Annotated in this window: 17 protein-coding genes and 1 other RNA gene; 13 read left to right on the forward strand and 5 right to left on the reverse strand. The window is 67.2% G+C overall.

Features of this window, described 5'->3' with window-relative positions:
- Positions 1–134: 134 nt before the first annotated feature.
- The 3 genes from VGD93_RS16950 to ssrA form a co-directional block, all read right to left on the reverse strand.
- Positions 135–353: a ribbon-helix-helix domain-containing protein gene (locus VGD93_RS16950; protein ID WP_395013347.1), complete on the reverse strand. Its 219-nt coding sequence runs from the start codon at positions 351–353 to the stop codon at positions 135–137.
- A gap of 3 nt (positions 354–356) precedes the next feature.
- Positions 357–839, reverse strand: coding sequence for an SspB family protein (locus VGD93_RS16955; protein ID WP_395013348.1), 483 nt, complete (start codon positions 837–839; stop codon positions 357–359).
- Positions 840–920: 81 nt separating this feature from the next.
- Positions 921–1,273: a transfer-messenger RNA gene (ssrA, locus tag VGD93_RS16960) on the reverse strand.
- Positions 1,274–1,329: 56 nt separating this feature from the next.
- Between ssrA and VGD93_RS16965 the strand changes: the two genes are divergently transcribed.
- The 8 genes from VGD93_RS16965 to VGD93_RS17000 all read left to right on the forward strand — a co-directional run bounded on the left by VGD93_RS16965 (position 1,330) and on the right by VGD93_RS17000 (position 8,008).
- A complete protein-coding gene (locus VGD93_RS16965; RefSeq protein ID WP_395013349.1) occupies positions 1,330–2,124 on the forward strand; it encodes a thymidylate synthase in 795 nt (264 codons plus the stop codon).
- Complete coding sequence (locus VGD93_RS16970; RefSeq protein WP_395013350.1) at positions 2,124–3,158, forward strand: DUF4424 domain-containing protein; 1,035 nt, start codon at positions 2,124–2,126, stop codon at positions 3,156–3,158. Before VGD93_RS16965 ends, VGD93_RS16970 begins: the two co-directional genes overlap by 1 nt.
- Before the next feature lie 2 nt (positions 3,159–3,160).
- On the forward strand, positions 3,161–3,640 hold the full coding sequence (locus VGD93_RS16975; RefSeq protein WP_395013351.1) for a GNAT family N-acetyltransferase: 480 nt from the start codon (positions 3,161–3,163) through the stop codon (positions 3,638–3,640).
- Positions 3,637–4,146, forward strand: coding sequence for a dihydrofolate reductase (locus VGD93_RS16980; RefSeq protein ID WP_395013352.1), 510 nt, complete (start codon positions 3,637–3,639; stop codon positions 4,144–4,146). The genes VGD93_RS16975 and VGD93_RS16980 overlap by 4 nt, the downstream gene beginning before the upstream one ends.
- Before the next feature lie 75 nt (positions 4,147–4,221).
- Entirely contained in the window at positions 4,222–5,298 is a 1,077-nt protein-coding gene (gene hflK, locus VGD93_RS16985) for an FtsH protease activity modulator HflK (RefSeq protein WP_395013353.1), read from the forward strand.
- 3 nt (positions 5,299–5,301) lie between these two features.
- Complete coding sequence (hflC, locus tag VGD93_RS16990; protein WP_395013354.1) at positions 5,302–6,312, forward strand: protease modulator HflC; 1,011 nt, start codon at positions 5,302–5,304, stop codon at positions 6,310–6,312.
- A 7-nt stretch (positions 6,313–6,319) separates the two neighbouring features.
- Positions 6,320–6,505 carry a DUF2065 domain-containing protein gene (locus VGD93_RS16995; protein ID WP_395013355.1) on the forward strand — a complete coding sequence of 62 codons (186 nt, stop codon included), beginning with the start codon at positions 6,320–6,322 and terminating at the stop codon, positions 6,503–6,505.
- Between the two features lie 24 nt (positions 6,506–6,529).
- The gene (locus VGD93_RS17000; protein WP_395013356.1) at positions 6,530–8,008 is read left to right on the forward strand and encodes a Do family serine endopeptidase; all 1,479 of its coding nucleotides are present in this window, start codon (positions 6,530–6,532) and stop codon (positions 8,006–8,008) included.
- A gap of 11 nt (positions 8,009–8,019) precedes the next feature.
- Here VGD93_RS17000 and serB read toward each other — a convergent pair whose 3' ends face one another.
- Positions 8,020–8,892: a phosphoserine phosphatase SerB gene (serB, locus tag VGD93_RS17005; protein ID WP_395013357.1), complete on the reverse strand. Its 873-nt coding sequence runs from the start codon at positions 8,890–8,892 to the stop codon at positions 8,020–8,022.
- Between the two features lie 28 nt (positions 8,893–8,920).
- On the opposite strand from serB, the gene miaA reads away from it, so the two are divergent.
- Positions 8,921–9,823, forward strand: a complete 903-nt coding sequence (gene miaA / locus VGD93_RS17010) for a tRNA (adenosine(37)-N6)-dimethylallyltransferase MiaA (RefSeq protein ID WP_395013358.1) — start codon at positions 8,921–8,923, stop codon at positions 9,821–9,823.
- On the opposite strand, the gene VGD93_RS17015 is transcribed toward miaA, so the two are convergent.
- Complete coding sequence (locus VGD93_RS17015; RefSeq protein WP_395013359.1) at positions 9,807–11,231, reverse strand: MATE family efflux transporter; 1,425 nt, start codon at positions 11,229–11,231, stop codon at positions 9,807–9,809. The two genes, miaA and VGD93_RS17015, sit on opposite strands and share 17 nt — an antisense overlap.
- 170 nt (positions 11,232–11,401) lie before the next feature.
- On the opposite strand from VGD93_RS17015, the gene VGD93_RS17020 reads away from it, so the two are divergent.
- The 4 genes from VGD93_RS17020 to parC form a co-directional block, all read left to right on the forward strand.
- Positions 11,402–11,683, forward strand: a complete 282-nt coding sequence (locus VGD93_RS17020) for a glycine zipper domain-containing protein (RefSeq protein ID WP_395013360.1) — start codon at positions 11,402–11,404, stop codon at positions 11,681–11,683.
- Positions 11,684–11,856: 173 nt separating this feature from the next.
- Positions 11,857–12,213, forward strand: a complete 357-nt coding sequence (locus tag VGD93_RS17025) for a hypothetical protein (RefSeq protein ID WP_395013361.1) — start codon at positions 11,857–11,859, stop codon at positions 12,211–12,213.
- Between the two features lie 220 nt (positions 12,214–12,433).
- Positions 12,434–12,640 (forward strand): cold-shock protein, encoded by a 207-nt coding sequence (locus VGD93_RS17030; RefSeq protein ID WP_395013362.1) that lies wholly within the window; start codon positions 12,434–12,436, stop codon positions 12,638–12,640.
- A gap of 191 nt (positions 12,641–12,831) precedes the next feature.
- Positions 12,832–14,310, forward strand: a 1,479-nt coding sequence (gene parC, locus VGD93_RS17035; protein WP_395013363.1) for a DNA topoisomerase IV subunit A, incomplete at its 3' end; no start/stop codon positions are given.

Genomic DNA, 14,310 nt, shown 5'->3' on the forward strand with positions numbered 1-14,310 from the left:
GCCGCTACAACCCGCTCCCGAAGATCATTGGAAAGAGGTCTCATCAGATGCTGGCCTCCTCACCAGTCAGCATCTTGAATCACAAACACCCCAAAACCGGAATCCCCTGCGATTCAAAAAAGAGCCGAACCGCTCTAGCCCAGGCGTTCGCCTTGCTCTTGGTACCAGCGCAGGACAGCGACGCGCACGGCGGAGGACAGGTTGGGGGCGTCGCGCCCTTCGTCGATCTCGCGGATCAGGCTGTTGAGCTTGACGCCGCGGCTCTGGGCCATGGCCTCGAGCCCGCGCCAGAACTCAGGCTCGAGCGCGAGGCTGGTGCGGTGGCCGGCAATGGCCAGCGAACGCTTCTGCACCCGTCACGGCTTCTTGCGGAAGCGATCGAGGCTGACGACCTTTTCGCCGCCGGCGTCGGCAGCCGGAGGAGGGGAGGGCGGCTCGTCGCCGTCCTCGGTGGTGCCGGCCGTCGCCGCTGCTGCCGGGGCGGCCTCGCCGTTGAGCTGCAGGCCGAACTGGACCGACGGATCGAAGAAGCCCTTCATGGCGGAGAAGGGTATGGCGAGGGTTTCCGGAATGCCGTCGAAGGACAAGCCCACCTCGAAGCCGGTCTCGGACACCTTGAGGTCCCAGAACTGGTTCTGCAGGACGATGGTCATTTCCTGATCGTACTGCTCGAGCAGGCGCTGGCTCAGCCGTACGCCCGGGGCGCGGGTGTAGAAATTGATGTAGAAGTGGTGATCTCCCGGCAGGCCGGCCCTGACGACTTCGGCGAGGACCTTGCGCACCACGCCGCGCAGGGCCTCCTGGACCAGGATGTCGTAACGGATGAGATCTTCGGCCATGCACGCCTTCTTCGCAGCTCGGGGGAATCCCGCACGGCATATCAGCCCGAGGCGGGGCACAATTCAAGCGCAAAGCAGGAAGGTGCAGGCTTCTGTTGCCAGGTGCCTGCGGACCCCGCCGTTCCCCTGCTACAGGGAGGGACTTTCATTCAGGTGCTGGCACCGCTTACGCGGCGACGGCAACCTTAGCATAGTTGTCGTTGGCAACTATAAAGATGGTCCGATGTCGGTGGTACCATGCCGAGCGAAAACACACCCTTTACGCCCTCGTCGATCCTGTTTCGCCCCCATAGGGTCCACCCGCGCGGGGTGGAGATTGGTGGAGGCGCCGGGTACTGCCCCCGGGTCCGATGGGTTTATTACGATGGCCATTTATCGCCATAGCCGTTGCCGGCAGACCCAATATAGGGATGACCGGCGGATGATGCAAATGCCTGGGACAGCCGCCCGCGCGGATCGGCGCCGCCCCCGAATCGCGTAGGATCGAGGCATGCAACCCTATCTCCAGCTCCTCTCCGACGTCCTCGCCAACGGCACCGACCGGCCCGACCGTACCGGTACCGGAACGCGCTCGCTGTTCGGCTACCAGATGCGCTTCGACCTGGCGGCCGGCTTCCCGCTGCTGACCACCAAGAAGCTGCATCTCAAGTCGATCATCTACGAACTCCTGTGGTTCCTGCGCGGGGAAACCAATGTGCGCTGGCTGCAGGAGCGGGGGGTCAGCATCTGGGACGAATGGGCCGACGCCAACGGCGACCTCGGGCCCGTCTATGGCAGCCAGTGGCGCAGCTGGCCGGACGGCAAGGGCGGCACGATCGACCAGATCGCCAACGTCGTCGACTCGATCCGGACCAGGCCGGAGTCGCGCCGTCACATCGTCACCGCGTGGAACCCCGCCGAGGTGGATGCAATGGCGCTGCCGCCCTGCCACTGCCTGTTCCAGTTCTACGTCGCCGACGGCCGCCTGAGCTGCCAGCTCTACCAGCGTTCCGCCGACGTCTTCCTGGGCGTGCCGTTCAACATCGCCTCCTACGCGCTGCTCACGCACATGGTGGCCCAGGTGACCGGGTTGCAGCCGGGCGCCTTCGTGCATTCGCTCGGCGACGTGCATCTTTACGCCAACCATTTCGACCAGGCCCGGCTGCAGCTGGGCCGCCTGCCGCGGCCGCTGCCGCGGCTCACCCTCAATCCCGACCGGCACTCGATCTTCGATTTCGAGTTCGAGGATTTCCAGATTACCGGCTATGATCCGCATCCCGGCATCAAGGCGGAGATCGCCGTGTGATGGGTAGATGGCTCCTCGCCCTGTGCCTCTGCTGCGCGCCGGCCGGTGCCGCCCGCGCCAACGACACCATGGCGACGCTTGGCGCCGGCGGGCTGGTCTTCGTGCGGACGGAGGCGGTGAGGATCGTCTCGGAGGACCTGTACATCTCACCGGACGCGGTGCGGGTCCGGTACGAGTTCCGCAACGAGGGGCAGGAGGATGCCGGCTCGCTGGTGGCGTTCCCGTTGCCGGACATCACGGGCGGTCCCGATTTCATGGTGGCGATCCCGACGGAGGACGCACGAAATCTGTTCGGTTTCACCACGCTTGTCGACGGGCGGCCGGTCGCGGCCACGCTGCACCAGTACGCCTTTGCGCATAATGTCGAATACACGGATCTGCTGCGCGGCATGGCTGTGCCGCTGACGCCGTTCGGCGAAGAGACGCTGGCGGCGCTCGACGCCCTCGACGAGGCGCAGAAGGCCGAGCTGTTCCGAAACGGACTGGTGGTGCCGCTCGAATACGATTCAGGGCAGGGCTGGACAAAGGAGTTCTTCCCCGCATGGACGCTCAAGTCCACCTATACTTGGGAGGCCGAGTTTCCGGCTGGCGAGACGGTGGTCGTCGAACACAGCTACAAGCCGAGCGTGGGCGGCACGGTGGCGGTGACCTTCCTCGCCGAGCCCCATGAGGGCTACGACCCGGCGGCGGCGTATCGCAGCAAGTACTGTACCGACGACGCGTTTGTCCGCGCCGTCGAAAAGACGCTGCCGAACCCGCAGGAGCGTTACGGCGCGCCGTTTTCCGAGAGCTGGCTCTCCTACATCTGGTCCACCGGGGCCAACTGGTCGGGGCCGGTCGAAAGGTTCCATCTCACCGTCGACAAGGGCAGCCCGGCCAACCTCGTCTCCTTCTGCTGGGACGGCAAGGTGACGAAGACCTCGCCGACAACCTTCGAGATGGAGGCCGAAGACTGGTGGCCGCCCTGGGACCGTGAACTCGAGGTGCTGATCCTCAACTGGCGTATGGACGCGATGGAACGGACCGTCGGCTGATCATGGCGATTTCCATCCGGAGCGCCGTTGCGGCCGACGCCGCGCTGATCGTGCGGTTCATCGCCGACCTCGCCGCCTACGAGCGGCTGGCGCATGAGGCGAGGGCCACCGAAGCGGATGTCCTCCGCGACCTCTTCGGAAGCGACCCCAAGGTGTTCTGCGAACTGGCCGAGCAAGAGGGCAGGCCGGTGGGCTTCGCGCTGTGGTTCTATACCTATTCGACCTTTCAGGGCCGGCATGGCATCTGGCTCGAGGACCTGTTCGTCGAGCCCGAGGCGCGCGGGCAGGGGATCGGCAAGGCCTTGCTGGCGCACCTGGCGCAGCGCTGCGTGCGGGAGGGCCTGGGGCGGCTCGAATGGTGGGTACTCGACTGGAACGAGCCCGCCATTGAATTCTACAAGTCTCAGGGTGGCGTCATGCAGGACGACTGGACGAAGGTGAGGGTCGACGGCGCGGCGCTGCAGCGGCTTGGCGCGCCATGACCGTTCCCGTCGCGCTGATCGCGGCCGTGGCGGAGAACGGCGTCATCGGGTCGGGCAACGCCATCCCGTGGCGGCTGCCTTCGGACTTCGCCTTCTTCAAGCGCATGACGGTCGGCAAGCCGGTGATCATGGGCCGCAGGACCTTCGAGAGCATCGGCCGACCGCTGCCGGAGCGGGTCAACATCGTCGTCTCGCGGGCGAAAGGCTACCAGCCGGAGGGCGTCCTCGTGATCGACAGTCTCGAGGCCGCGCTCGACCATGCCCAGGCCATTGCCCAGGCGGACGGGGCAAGCGAGGTCATGGTAGCCGGGGGCGAGACCATCTATCGCGCGGCGCTGCCGCTGGCCGACCGGCTCTATATCAGTCATGTGGCGCTGGCGCCGGAGGGCGATGCCTTCTTTCCCCCCATCGACCCGGCGGCATGGACCGTCGTCGATCAGCCGCGCGTGCCGCCGAGCGCGCGGGACAGCACCACGTTCCGCGTCGACGTCTATGAGCGGCGGTAGGCGTGGTCCGTTGATCGCACCGGGCGGCTTCCCTATATAGGGCGGCAATATCTCACACTGGCTGGAAGGATTCATATGCCCTGGGACAACAACACTGGCGGGGGAGGCCGCAACCCGAACGGCGGTCCCTGGGGGCAGGTTCCGGGCGGTGGCGGCCCGCGCCGCGGCGGCACGCCGAGCCTCGAGGATATCCTCGCGCGCGGACGTGACCAGTTCCAGGGCGGCCTGCCGGGCGGGCGCTGGGCCATAGTGGGCGCCGTCCTTGCCCTCATCGTGTTCTGGGGGCTCAACGCCGTCTACACCATCGATCCCCAGGAGGTCGGCGTGAAGCTGCGCTTCGGCCGGCCGCTGGAGCTGAGCAACCCGGGCCTGCACTTCCATTTCTGGCCTCTCGAAAGCATCGAGCGGGTGACTGTAACGGAGAACCAGACGAACATCGGTGCCGCCAGCACCGGCTCATCCCGCAACGCCGAAGGGCTGATGCTGTCGGGCGACCAGAACATCGTCGACGTCAGGTTCTCCGTGCTGTGGTCGATCGCCGACCCGATCGCCTACCTGTTCAATGTGAGGGATCCCGAAGACATGGTGCGCAGCGCCGGCGAGAGCGCCATGCGCGAGGTCGTCGGCCGCCGGCCTGCCCAGGACGTCTTCCGTGACGACCGCGCCGGCATCGAGGTGGAAGTCCAGCAGATCACCCAGTCCATTCTCGACAGCTACGGGCTGGGCGTGCGCCTGTCGCGCGTCGCCATCGAGAATGCGGCGCCGCCGGCCGAGGTGGCGGATGCCTTCGATGAAGTGCAACGTGCCGAGCAGGACGAGGACCGCTTCCAGGAAGAGGCGCGCCAGTACTCCAACACGCTGCTCGGCGACGCCCGCGGCCAGGCCGCCCAGATGCGCGAGGACGCCGCCGCCTACAAGAACCGCGTGGTGCAGGAGGCGCAAGGCGAGGCCGCCCGCTTCCTGTCGGTCTACGAGGAGTATGCCAAGGCACCGGAGGTGACGCGCAAGCGCCTGTTCCTCGAGACGATGGAGCAGGTACTCGGAAACTCCGAGAAAGTGATCATTGAAGGCGGGGCTGGCGGCTCGGGGGTGGTCCCCTACCTGCCGCTGCCCGAACTGCGCAAGCAGGCCACGTCGACGGAGCCGAAGTAAGCCATGAACCGCCTCATCATTCTCGGCGTCGTCGTCCTCGGCGCCCTCTACATCCTGTTTTCCTCGATCTACGTGGTCAACGAGCGCGAGCAGGCGATCGTCATGCGGTTCGGCCAGATCACCGACGTCAAAAAGGAGCCGGGCCTGTATTTCAAGGTGCCGACGAATATCGTCGACACCGTGCAGATCATCGAGGACCGGCTCCTGCGCTACGACCTCGACGACATGACGCTGCAGGTTTCGGGCGGCAAGTTCTACGAGGTCGACGCATTCCTGACCTATCGCATCAGCGATCCCCGCCTGTTCCGTGAACGCGCGCTGGGCGAACTGCGGGTGGCCGAGGACCGTATCGCTACCCGTTTCGATGCCGCCCTGCGCCAGGTCTACGGCCTGCGCGAGTTCAATGCCGCGCTGTCGGAAGAACGCCCCGCGATGATGCGGGAGGCCCGCGACCGCATGCGCAAGGAAATGGCCGAACTGGGCATCGAAATCGTCGACGTCCGCATCCTGCGTACCGACCTCACCCAGCAGGTCTCGGCCCAGACCTTCGATCGCATGAAGGCGGAGCGTCTGGCCGAAGCGGCGCTGCTGCGCGCGCGCGGCAAGGAGGCCGCGCAGTCGCTGCGTGCCATCGCCGACCGCCAGGCCGTGGAGATCATTGCCTCGGCCCGCCGCGACGCCGAGATTCTGCGCGGTGAAGGTGACGCGGAGCGCAGCCTGATCTTTGCCAACGCCTATAATCAGGATCGGGAGTTCTTCGACTTCTACCGCTCGATGCAGTCCTACCGGACGGCTCTCGGTGCGGCGGGGACAAGCATGGTGCTGTCGCCGGACTCGGAGTTCTTCCGCTATTTCGGCGGCGACGGCAGCGACACGACCATAGGAACGGGCGCGCAAGCGGCGCCCGAGGCCGGGGCGCCCGCCGCCACGGTCCCGGAGCAGGGTGCGCAGCCAGCCGGTGCGCCGCCGCCGGCTGCCGCGCCTGCTGTCGAGGCGGCACCGGCCAGCCAGTGACGGGGCTGTGACCGAGCTTCTCTCGGCGCTTGCGCTTGCCGTCGTGATCGAGGGATTGGTCTATGCGGCCTTTCCCGAGCAGATGAAGAAGTTGCTGGCGTCGGTTCTTGCGACGCCGGCATCCACTCTCCGCGCGGTCGCCCTGGTCTGCGCAGCGGCGGGGCTGGTTCTCTTATGGGTCGTGCGCGGCTAATATGAGGGCGCGGGGGGAGGCCGAATGAACTTGCGCAGAACGTCGATCCTGGCGACCGCCCTGGCGGCAGTGCTGTACCTGGGGCCGCTCGTGGCCCCGGGCCAGGCCAAGGGGCCCGAATCGGTGGCCGAACTGGCGGCGGAACTCTCGCCGGCAGTGGTCAATATCGGTACATCCCGTCGAATTTCTGGCGGCGACGGGATGCCCTTCCCCGAGTTTCCGGAGGGCTCGCCCCTCGAGGATTTGTTCGATGACCTCAACCCCAACCAGGGGCAGGGCGGTGACGCGTTGCGCGAGGCGCGCAGCCTGGGGTCGGGGTTCATCATTTCTGCCGACGGCGTCATCGTCACCAACAACCACGTCATCGACGGCGCCGAGCAGATAGAGATCTTCCTGACCGACGGCACGCGATTGCCGGCGCGCATCGTGGGCGCCGACGACAAGACCGACCTTGCCGTGCTGAGGGTGGACGCGGGCCGCCCCCTGCCATTCGTCGAGTTCGGCGACAGCGACACGGCCGTGGTCGGCGACTGGGTGATGGCGATCGGCAATCCGTTCGGCCTTGGCGGCTCGGTGACGCTGGGCATCGTTTCGGCGCGGAACCGCGACATCCAGTCGGGGCCATACGATCAGTTCATCCAGACGGACGCCTCGATCAACCAGGGGAATTCCGGCGGCCCCTTGTTCGATATGAACGGCAAGGTCGTCGGCATCAATACCGCCATCATCGCACGGGGCGGCACGTCGCTCGGTATCGGCTTCGCCGTCCCCGGCAATCTCGCCAAGCCGGTGATCGACCAACTGGCCGAATTCGGGGAGACCCGGCGCGGCTGGCTCGGGGTCGGCATCCAGGAAGTCACCGAGGACATTGCCTCGAGCCTGGGGCGGCCCAACGCCTTCGGAGCGCTGGTTATCGACATCACCAAGGGTGGCCCCTCCGACGGACAGATCCGTGAAGGCGACATCATCCTGCAATTCGACGGGCGGACCATCGAGCGCATGCGCGACCTGCCGCGCGTCGTCGCCGAGACCGCCGTGGGCAAGGCCGTGCCCGTCATCGTGCTGCGCGACGGCGCCGAAGTCATGTTGCGCATCACGCTGGGGCGGCTCGAGGTGGGCGAGCAGCAGATGGCCGCGGCGCAGACCCCCGGGGCGGAGACGCTGCCGCCGGCAACGGAGGAGCCGGCGGGACCGGCCCCTGGCCTGCAGGACCTGGTCGGTTTTGACGTGGCGCCGCTCGATGCGCAGCGCCGCGGCGAGTTCGCCATCGACGCGGGCGTCAAGGGCGTCGTGGTCACCGCAGTCAACGAGGGGAGCGACGCATCGCAGAAGGGCATCTTGCCGGGCCTGGTGATCACCGAGGTGAACCAGAAACACATCGAGACCGTCGCCGACGTGAACGAACTGGTCGGCGCCGCCAAGGAGGCGGGCAGGCCGGCGGTATTGTTCAAGGTGACCGACCCCTCCGGCGCGAGCCGCTTCATCGCCGTGCGGCTGGGCTGAGGCGGGCAACGTCAGCGAACGATGTCGTCGTCGGAATAGCCCTGCAGGTAGAGCAGGGCGGTGAGGTCACCATGGTCGATCTGCACGTCCGCCTCGGCGGCGACCAGCGGCCGGGCGTGCAAGGCGACGCCGAGCCCGGCGGCCCGGATCATGTCGAGGTCGTTGGCGCCGTCGCCCACCGCCAGCGTTTCGCTGATGGGGATGGCACGCTCCTCGCTCAGCGTGAGCAGGCGGCCCAGCTTGGTGTGCTTGTCGACGATGGGGCTGGCAACGGTGCCGGTGAGCACGTCGCCATCGAATTCGAGGACGTTGGCGATCGCCTCGTCGAAACCGATGCGCTTGGCGAAATAGTCGGCAAAGAGCGTGAACCCGCCCGATACCAGCGAGGTGTAGGCGCCATAGGCGCGCATGGTATGGACGAGGGCACGGCCGCCGGGGGCGAGCGTGATGCGTTCACGGCGAATGGCCTCGACGACGCTGCGTTCGAGGCCCTTGATCAGGGCCACGCGCGTGCGCAGCGCCGCCTCGAAATCCAGTTCGCCGTTCATGGCGCGGGCGGTGATCGCGGCGACCTCGGCCTTGATGCCGACTGCATCGGCCAACTCATCGATGCATTCCTGCTCGATCATGGTCGAATCCATGTCGGCGACCAGCAGCCGCTTGCGCCGGTGCGCCAGCGGCAGGTGAGCGGCATCGACCGGGCGGGAGCCGATGACCGCGCGGGCGGCTGCGACCGGATCAACGGCCTTGGGCCGGATGATCTCGCAGGCGACGCGCTGGTGAAGCCAGTTGATCTCGCCGTGGGTCTCGTGCTGGATCGCCGCCACCAACTGGCTGTCGAGCGCCGGCTCGGCGGGATTGGCGATGAGGCAGAGGACCGACATTGATACGTCTCGCGATGGGCGGAAGCTGATGGGCAGGAGGCCCCGGAAACAGGCGGTGTTGATAGCCGGTCCGACCGCCAGCGGCAAGTCGGCGCTGGCGCTCGAAACCGCCCGGCGCACTGGCGCGGCCATCATCAACGCCGACGCCATGCAGGTCTACGATGTCTTGCGCGTGGTGACGGCCCGGCCTTCCCCGGAGGAAATGCGTGAGGTCCCGCACCGCCTCTATGGCACGGTGCCGCCGGGCGTTCGCTTCTCCACCGGAGACTGGCTGCGCGCCGTCGCCGCAATTCTTGATACTGCCGATCTCGCTGGACGGCCGCTGCTCTTCGTGGGCGGCACCGGCCTCTATTTCCACGCGCTGCTCAAGGGCTTCGCCGACGTGCCGGCGGTCCCCGCTGCGATCACGCAACGCGTGGAGGCGCAGGTGGCCGGGCTCGACCGCGCCGGGCGCGAGCGGCTGCTGGCGGAGCGTGACCCGGCGATGGCGGCGCGGCTGCAGGCGCACGACCCGCAGCGGGTGGTGCGGGCGCTGGCCGTGCTCGAGGCCACCGGGCGCTCGCTGGCGGCGTTCCAGGACGAGGCCCGGCCGGCGCTGCTCGCCGGCTTCGAGATCGAGCGGCTGGTGCTCAATCCCGAGCGCAGCGTGCTGCGCGAACGCATCGCCCGGCGCTTCGCGGCGATGTTCGAGAGCGGCGCGGTCGAAGAGGTCGAGGCCCTGCTGGCGCTGGACCTCGATCCCTGCCTGCCGGCGATGAAGGCGATCGGCGTGCGCGAGATCGCCGACTGGCTTGCAGGTCGGGCCACGCAGGAGGAAGCGATCGAGCGCGCCGTGACCGCGACGCGGCAATATGCCAAGCGGCAACGCACGTGGATGCGCAACCGCATGGGCGACTGGACGTGGATCGATCCGCTTACGCCGGCGCGCTGATCCGGCGCAGCAGGCCGAGCCGCTCGCGCATGGCAAAACGGGTGACCAGCACCAGGGCGACGACGGCGAGGCCCGTGGCAAGCCCCCACCAGATGCCGGCCCCCCGCCAGTCGAGGACGAAGCCGAGCACGTAGGCGGTGGGCAGCCCTACCGCCCAGTAGCCGAGGATGGCGAGCAGCATCGGCACCTTGGTGTCGGACAGCCCGCGCAGGGCGTGTGCGGCCACCACCTGCGCCCCGTCGACGAGCTGGAACACTCCGGCGATGCCGAGATAGGTGGCGGCCAGCCCGAGCGCCACCGTGTTGGCCGGGTCGGCGCGGTTGAGGAAGATGCCGACCAGGGTCTCCGGGAGGACCAGGAACACGATGCAGGTCATGGCCATGAAGCCGGTGCCCATCGCCAGTGCCGTCCAGCCGCCGCGGTGGACGCCGGCGCGGTCGCCGCGGCCATAGGCGATGCCGACGCGTACGGTGGCGGCCATGCCCAGGCCCAGCGGCACCATGAAGGCGGTGGAGGCCAGTTGCAGCGCCACGGCATGGGCGGCCAGTTCGTTGGTGCCGAGCCGGCCCATCAGCATGGCGGCCACCGAGAACAGACCTACTTCCGCCGCCACCGTCAGTCCGATGGGCAGGCCGATGCGGAAAATGGCGCGGAAATGGCGCCAATCCGGTTTGAAGAAACGGGCCAGAATATTGAAGCGCTTGAATTTTCTATGTCGCAGGACATAGGCGAGCATGATCAGGAACATGACGACGTTGACCAGCCCGGTGGCAATGGCGGCGCCGCGCAGTTCAAGGCGCGGCAGGCCGAACTGGCCGAACATCAAGGCATAGGCGGCGAAGGCGTTGACGACGACGCCGACCACCGTGATCACGAGGATCGCCTTGGTGTCGTCGTAGGCGGCGAGGAGCGAGCGGATGACGATGATGCCGAGCGCCGGGTACAGCATCCAGGCGCCGGCAAACAGGTAGCCCTCGGCCAGCGTCGTGATTTCGGGATCCTGGCCGATAGCGGTGAATACCGCCCTCACGTTGAGCACGACCGGCAGCAGCAGCGTGGCGAGCAGGAGGGCGGCCCAGAAGCCCTGCCGGACGATTCGACGTACCGCCTTGATATTGCCGGCGCCGCGCGCTTGGGCAACGAGTGGCGCCACGGCGCCGACGACGCCGATGCCGGTGAGCAACAACGGGACCATGAAGGCATTGGCCAGCGTGCCGGCGGCGAGATAGGTCGGCCCGAGCCAGCCCATCAGCACGACGTCCGTAGTGAACAGCAGGTTCTGCGCCAGCTGCGCGACGATCAGCGGCCAGGCGAGCGTGAAACTCTGCCGGGCCTCGGTGCCCCAGCTGTTCTTCGAGTCCGCGCCTGTTCCGGCGCGCGCCGCGGGCGCCGCCTCGATCTCTCTCATTTCAGGAAGTCCCCTTGGCGCCGAAGCTCTATCCGATCGGACGCTGGCAGGGAAGGGCGTTGCCAAGGCGCAACACCCGCGTATGATCCTGCCTCGTGTGGTGGAACCGAATGAGCCGGGGGGCATTGACCGCTGCACCAGAGCTTTGCAATCCGATCCCGGAGGGACACATGAAGAAAATCGCACTAATCCTCACCGCGCTTCTGGCGCTGTTCGCCCTGACCGCCTGCACCACGACCGAGAAGGCTGCGGGCGTTGGCGCTGCCGCCGGCGCCGTGATCGGCGGGGCCACCACCGGGACGCTGGGCGGTGCCGCCGCCGGGGCCGTGATCGGCGGCGTGTCGGGCGCTATCGCCGGCGAGTTGCTGGGCCGCTACCGCGACGATCCGAGCAAGTGCGTGTACGAGGACCGTTACGGCCGCCGTTTCGTCGACGACTGCCCGGAGGGCTGAGCGCCGTCGCATCGCTTCGCAGGCCCGGTGTCATCAGGCACCCGGGCCTGCCAATGTCGGTTTTCTCGCAAATGACGGCCGGAGTGTGCTAGGCAGAACCGCATGCCTGATTGGCACGCTTCGACCGGCGCCGCATTCTGTTGCGCCGGAGCCTTCGGCGAAGGATCACGCCTTTGGACTCCCTCAAGAGTATTGCCGTGCCCGTCACGCGCAAACGCACGACATCCGTCGCTGCGAAACCCCGTTCTTCCGGCCGGCCGCTGCCGCCGGTCGACAGCCATGTCGGTGGCATGGTCGGCGCTCCGCGGCGCTCCGCGCCCGCTCTGGCAGCCGCCGTCGCCCACCGCTACCAGGTCGGGCAGCGCCTGCAGATGCTGGGAGGCGGCCGCTCCTGGGCCCGCGCCGGCGGCGTGTGCAGGATCACTGCCTTGATGCCCCACGAAAACGGCCCGCTGCTGTATCGCGTGCGCAGTGAGATGGAGAGCTTTGAACGCGTCGTCGCCGAAGACGACCTGACGACGCTCGACTGATCCGGGCGGAATTATCGTCAGCGGCACTTGTATAGGCGGCGGCAATGGCGCATATGGGGCGCATACGTTTCGCTCGTCTCGTGCTACCTGACGAAGCCGGTTCGCCGGCAGGCTTGGCTACCTCCTGATATTGTGAACGTCCTAGGCCGCTCCGGCATGCTGCCGGAACGGAAATCTTGTCGCCTGCAATCTGCGGCGGCAGCAATTGAAAGAGGTCACCATGACCAACGGCACCGTAAAGTTCTTCAATACCACCAAGGGCTTCGGCTTCATCCAGCCTGACACCGGCAGCAAGGACGCCTTCGTGCATATCTCTGCGCTCGAGCGTTCGGGCATCGCCACGCTGTCCGAGGGGCAGAAGGTTTCGTACGAGCTGGAGACCGGCCGCGACGGCAAGGTGTCGGCAACGAACCTGCAGCTGCTCTAAGCTGCGCTGGCGCGCCGCCCGCTCGCGGGTGGTGGCGTGCACCGAGAAGGCCCCCGCAAGGGGGCCTTTTTCTTTGTCGGGCCCGCCTTGCCGCCACGCCGGCCTTGGCGCACGCGCCCTACCGGCCAGGGTGGGGCTTGCCGTCCACGTACCTTATATTCCCCTCATGATTCGCACCGGGAAGACTTCTGATGGCCGACGCTGACACCCTGCCGCCCGCAAGCGAGGAGAGCCGCGTCGTCGACCTGCGCCAGGCGCTCGAGGAGCGCTACCTGTCCTACGCGCTTTCCACCATCACGCAGCGTGCCCTGCCGGATGCCCGTGACGGGCTGAAGCCGGTACACCGTCGCATCCTGCACGCCATGCGGCTGCTGCATCTTGATCCCGACCAGGGCTACAAGAAGTCGGCCCGTATCGTCGGCGACGTCATCGGCAAGTTCCACCCGCATGGCGACCAGTCCATCTACGATGCGCTGGTGCGCCTCGCCCAGGATTTCGCGCTGCGCTACCCGCTGGTCGATGGTCAGGGCAATTTCGGCAACATCGATGGCGATAGCGCCGCGGCCATGCGCTACACCGAGAGCCGCATGACCGACGTGGCGACGCGGCTGCTCGAGGGCATCACCGAGAACGCTGTCGACTTCAGGCCGACCTATGACGGCGAGGATGAGGAGCCGGCGGTCCTCCCGTCGAATTTCCCCAACCTGCTGGCCAACGGCTCGCAGGGCATCGCCGTGGGCATGGCCACCTCGGTGCCGCCGCACAATGTCGCCGAACTGTGCGACGCCGCCTTGCACCTGATCATGAACCCGGCCGCGACGCCGGCCGAGCTCATGCGCTTCGTACCGGGTCCGGATTTCCCCACCGGCGGTGTCCTCGTCGAAAGCCCGGCGAGCATCGCCGCGGCCTATGCCAGCGGTCGTGGCTCCTTCCGCCTGCGGGCCCGCTGGCACACCGAGGAGGCCGGACGCGGTGTCTATCTGATCGTCGTCACCGAAATCCCCTACGGCGTGCAGAAATCGAAGCTTGTCGAAAAGATCGCCGAACTGCTGCTGGGCAAGAAGCTGCCGCTGCTCAAGGACGTGCGCGACGAGAGCGCCGACGACATCCGCCTCGTCCTGGAGCCGCGCGCCCGTACAGTGGATGCTGTCATCCTGATGGAGCAGCTTTTCCGCCTCTCCGATCTCGAAGTCCGCGTGCCGCTCAACCTCAACGTCCTCGACCACGGCACGACCCCGAGGGTGATGAGCCTGCGTGAAGCGCTCAGGGCCTGGCTCGAACACCGCAAGGATGTGCTGGTCCGCCGCAGCCGACACCGCGTCGATCAGATCCTGCGCCGGCTCGAGGTGCTCGACGGCTATATCGTCGCCTATCTGAATCTCGACGAGGTCATCCGCATCATCCGCGAGGAAGACGATGCGAAGGCCGCGCTCATCGCCGCTTTCGCCCTGAGCGAGCCGCAGGCCGAGGCTATCCTCAACATGCGCCTGCGCTCGCTGCGCAAGCTCGAGGAGATGGAGCTGCGCCGGGAGCACCAGACACTGAGCGAGGAGAAGGCGCATCTGGTGGCGCTGCTCGAGTCCGAAAAGAAGCAGTGGGGCGAGATCACCACCCAGGTCACCGAACTGGGCAAGCTCTATGGGCGCGATACCGCGCTCGGTCGGCGCCGG

It is taken from the genome of Devosia sp., from assembly GCF_036406155.1.
Classification (GTDB): Bacteria; Pseudomonadota; Alphaproteobacteria; order Rhizobiales; family Devosiaceae; genus Devosia_A.

Coding starts and splice junctions, on each gene's coding strand:
- VGD93_RS16980 (WP_395013352.1), top strand. CDS start 3,637: ATGACCGTTCCCGTCGCGCTGATCGCGGCCGTGGCGGAGAACGGCGTC.
- VGD93_RS16970 (WP_395013350.1), top strand. CDS start 2,124: ATGGGTAGATGGCTCCTCGCCCTGTGCCTCTGCTGCGCGCCGGCCGGT.
- miaA (WP_395013358.1), top strand. CDS start 8,921: ATGGGCAGGAGGCCCCGGAAACAGGCGGTGTTGATAGCCGGTCCGACC.
- hflK (WP_395013353.1), top strand. CDS start 4,222: ATGCCCTGGGACAACAACACTGGCGGGGGAGGCCGCAACCCGAACGGC.
- VGD93_RS17020 (WP_395013360.1), top strand. CDS start 11,402: ATGAAGAAAATCGCACTAATCCTCACCGCGCTTCTGGCGCTGTTCGCC.
- VGD93_RS17000 (WP_395013356.1), top strand. CDS start 6,530: ATGAACTTGCGCAGAACGTCGATCCTGGCGACCGCCCTGGCGGCAGTG.
- VGD93_RS16955 (WP_395013348.1), bottom strand. CDS start 839: ATGGCCGAAGATCTCATCCGTTACGACATCCTGGTCCAGGAGGCCCTG.
- serB (WP_395013357.1), bottom strand. CDS start 8,892: ATGTCGGTCCTCTGCCTCATCGCCAATCCCGCCGAGCCGGCGCTCGAC.
- VGD93_RS16975 (WP_395013351.1), top strand. CDS start 3,161: ATGGCGATTTCCATCCGGAGCGCCGTTGCGGCCGACGCCGCGCTGATC.
- hflC (WP_395013354.1), top strand. CDS start 5,302: ATGAACCGCCTCATCATTCTCGGCGTCGTCGTCCTCGGCGCCCTCTAC.
- VGD93_RS17030 (WP_395013362.1), top strand. CDS start 12,434: ATGACCAACGGCACCGTAAAGTTCTTCAATACCACCAAGGGCTTCGGC.
- VGD93_RS16965 (WP_395013349.1), top strand. CDS start 1,330: ATGCAACCCTATCTCCAGCTCCTCTCCGACGTCCTCGCCAACGGCACC.
- VGD93_RS17015 (WP_395013359.1), bottom strand. CDS start 11,231: ATGAGAGAGATCGAGGCGGCGCCCGCGGCGCGCGCCGGAACAGGCGCG.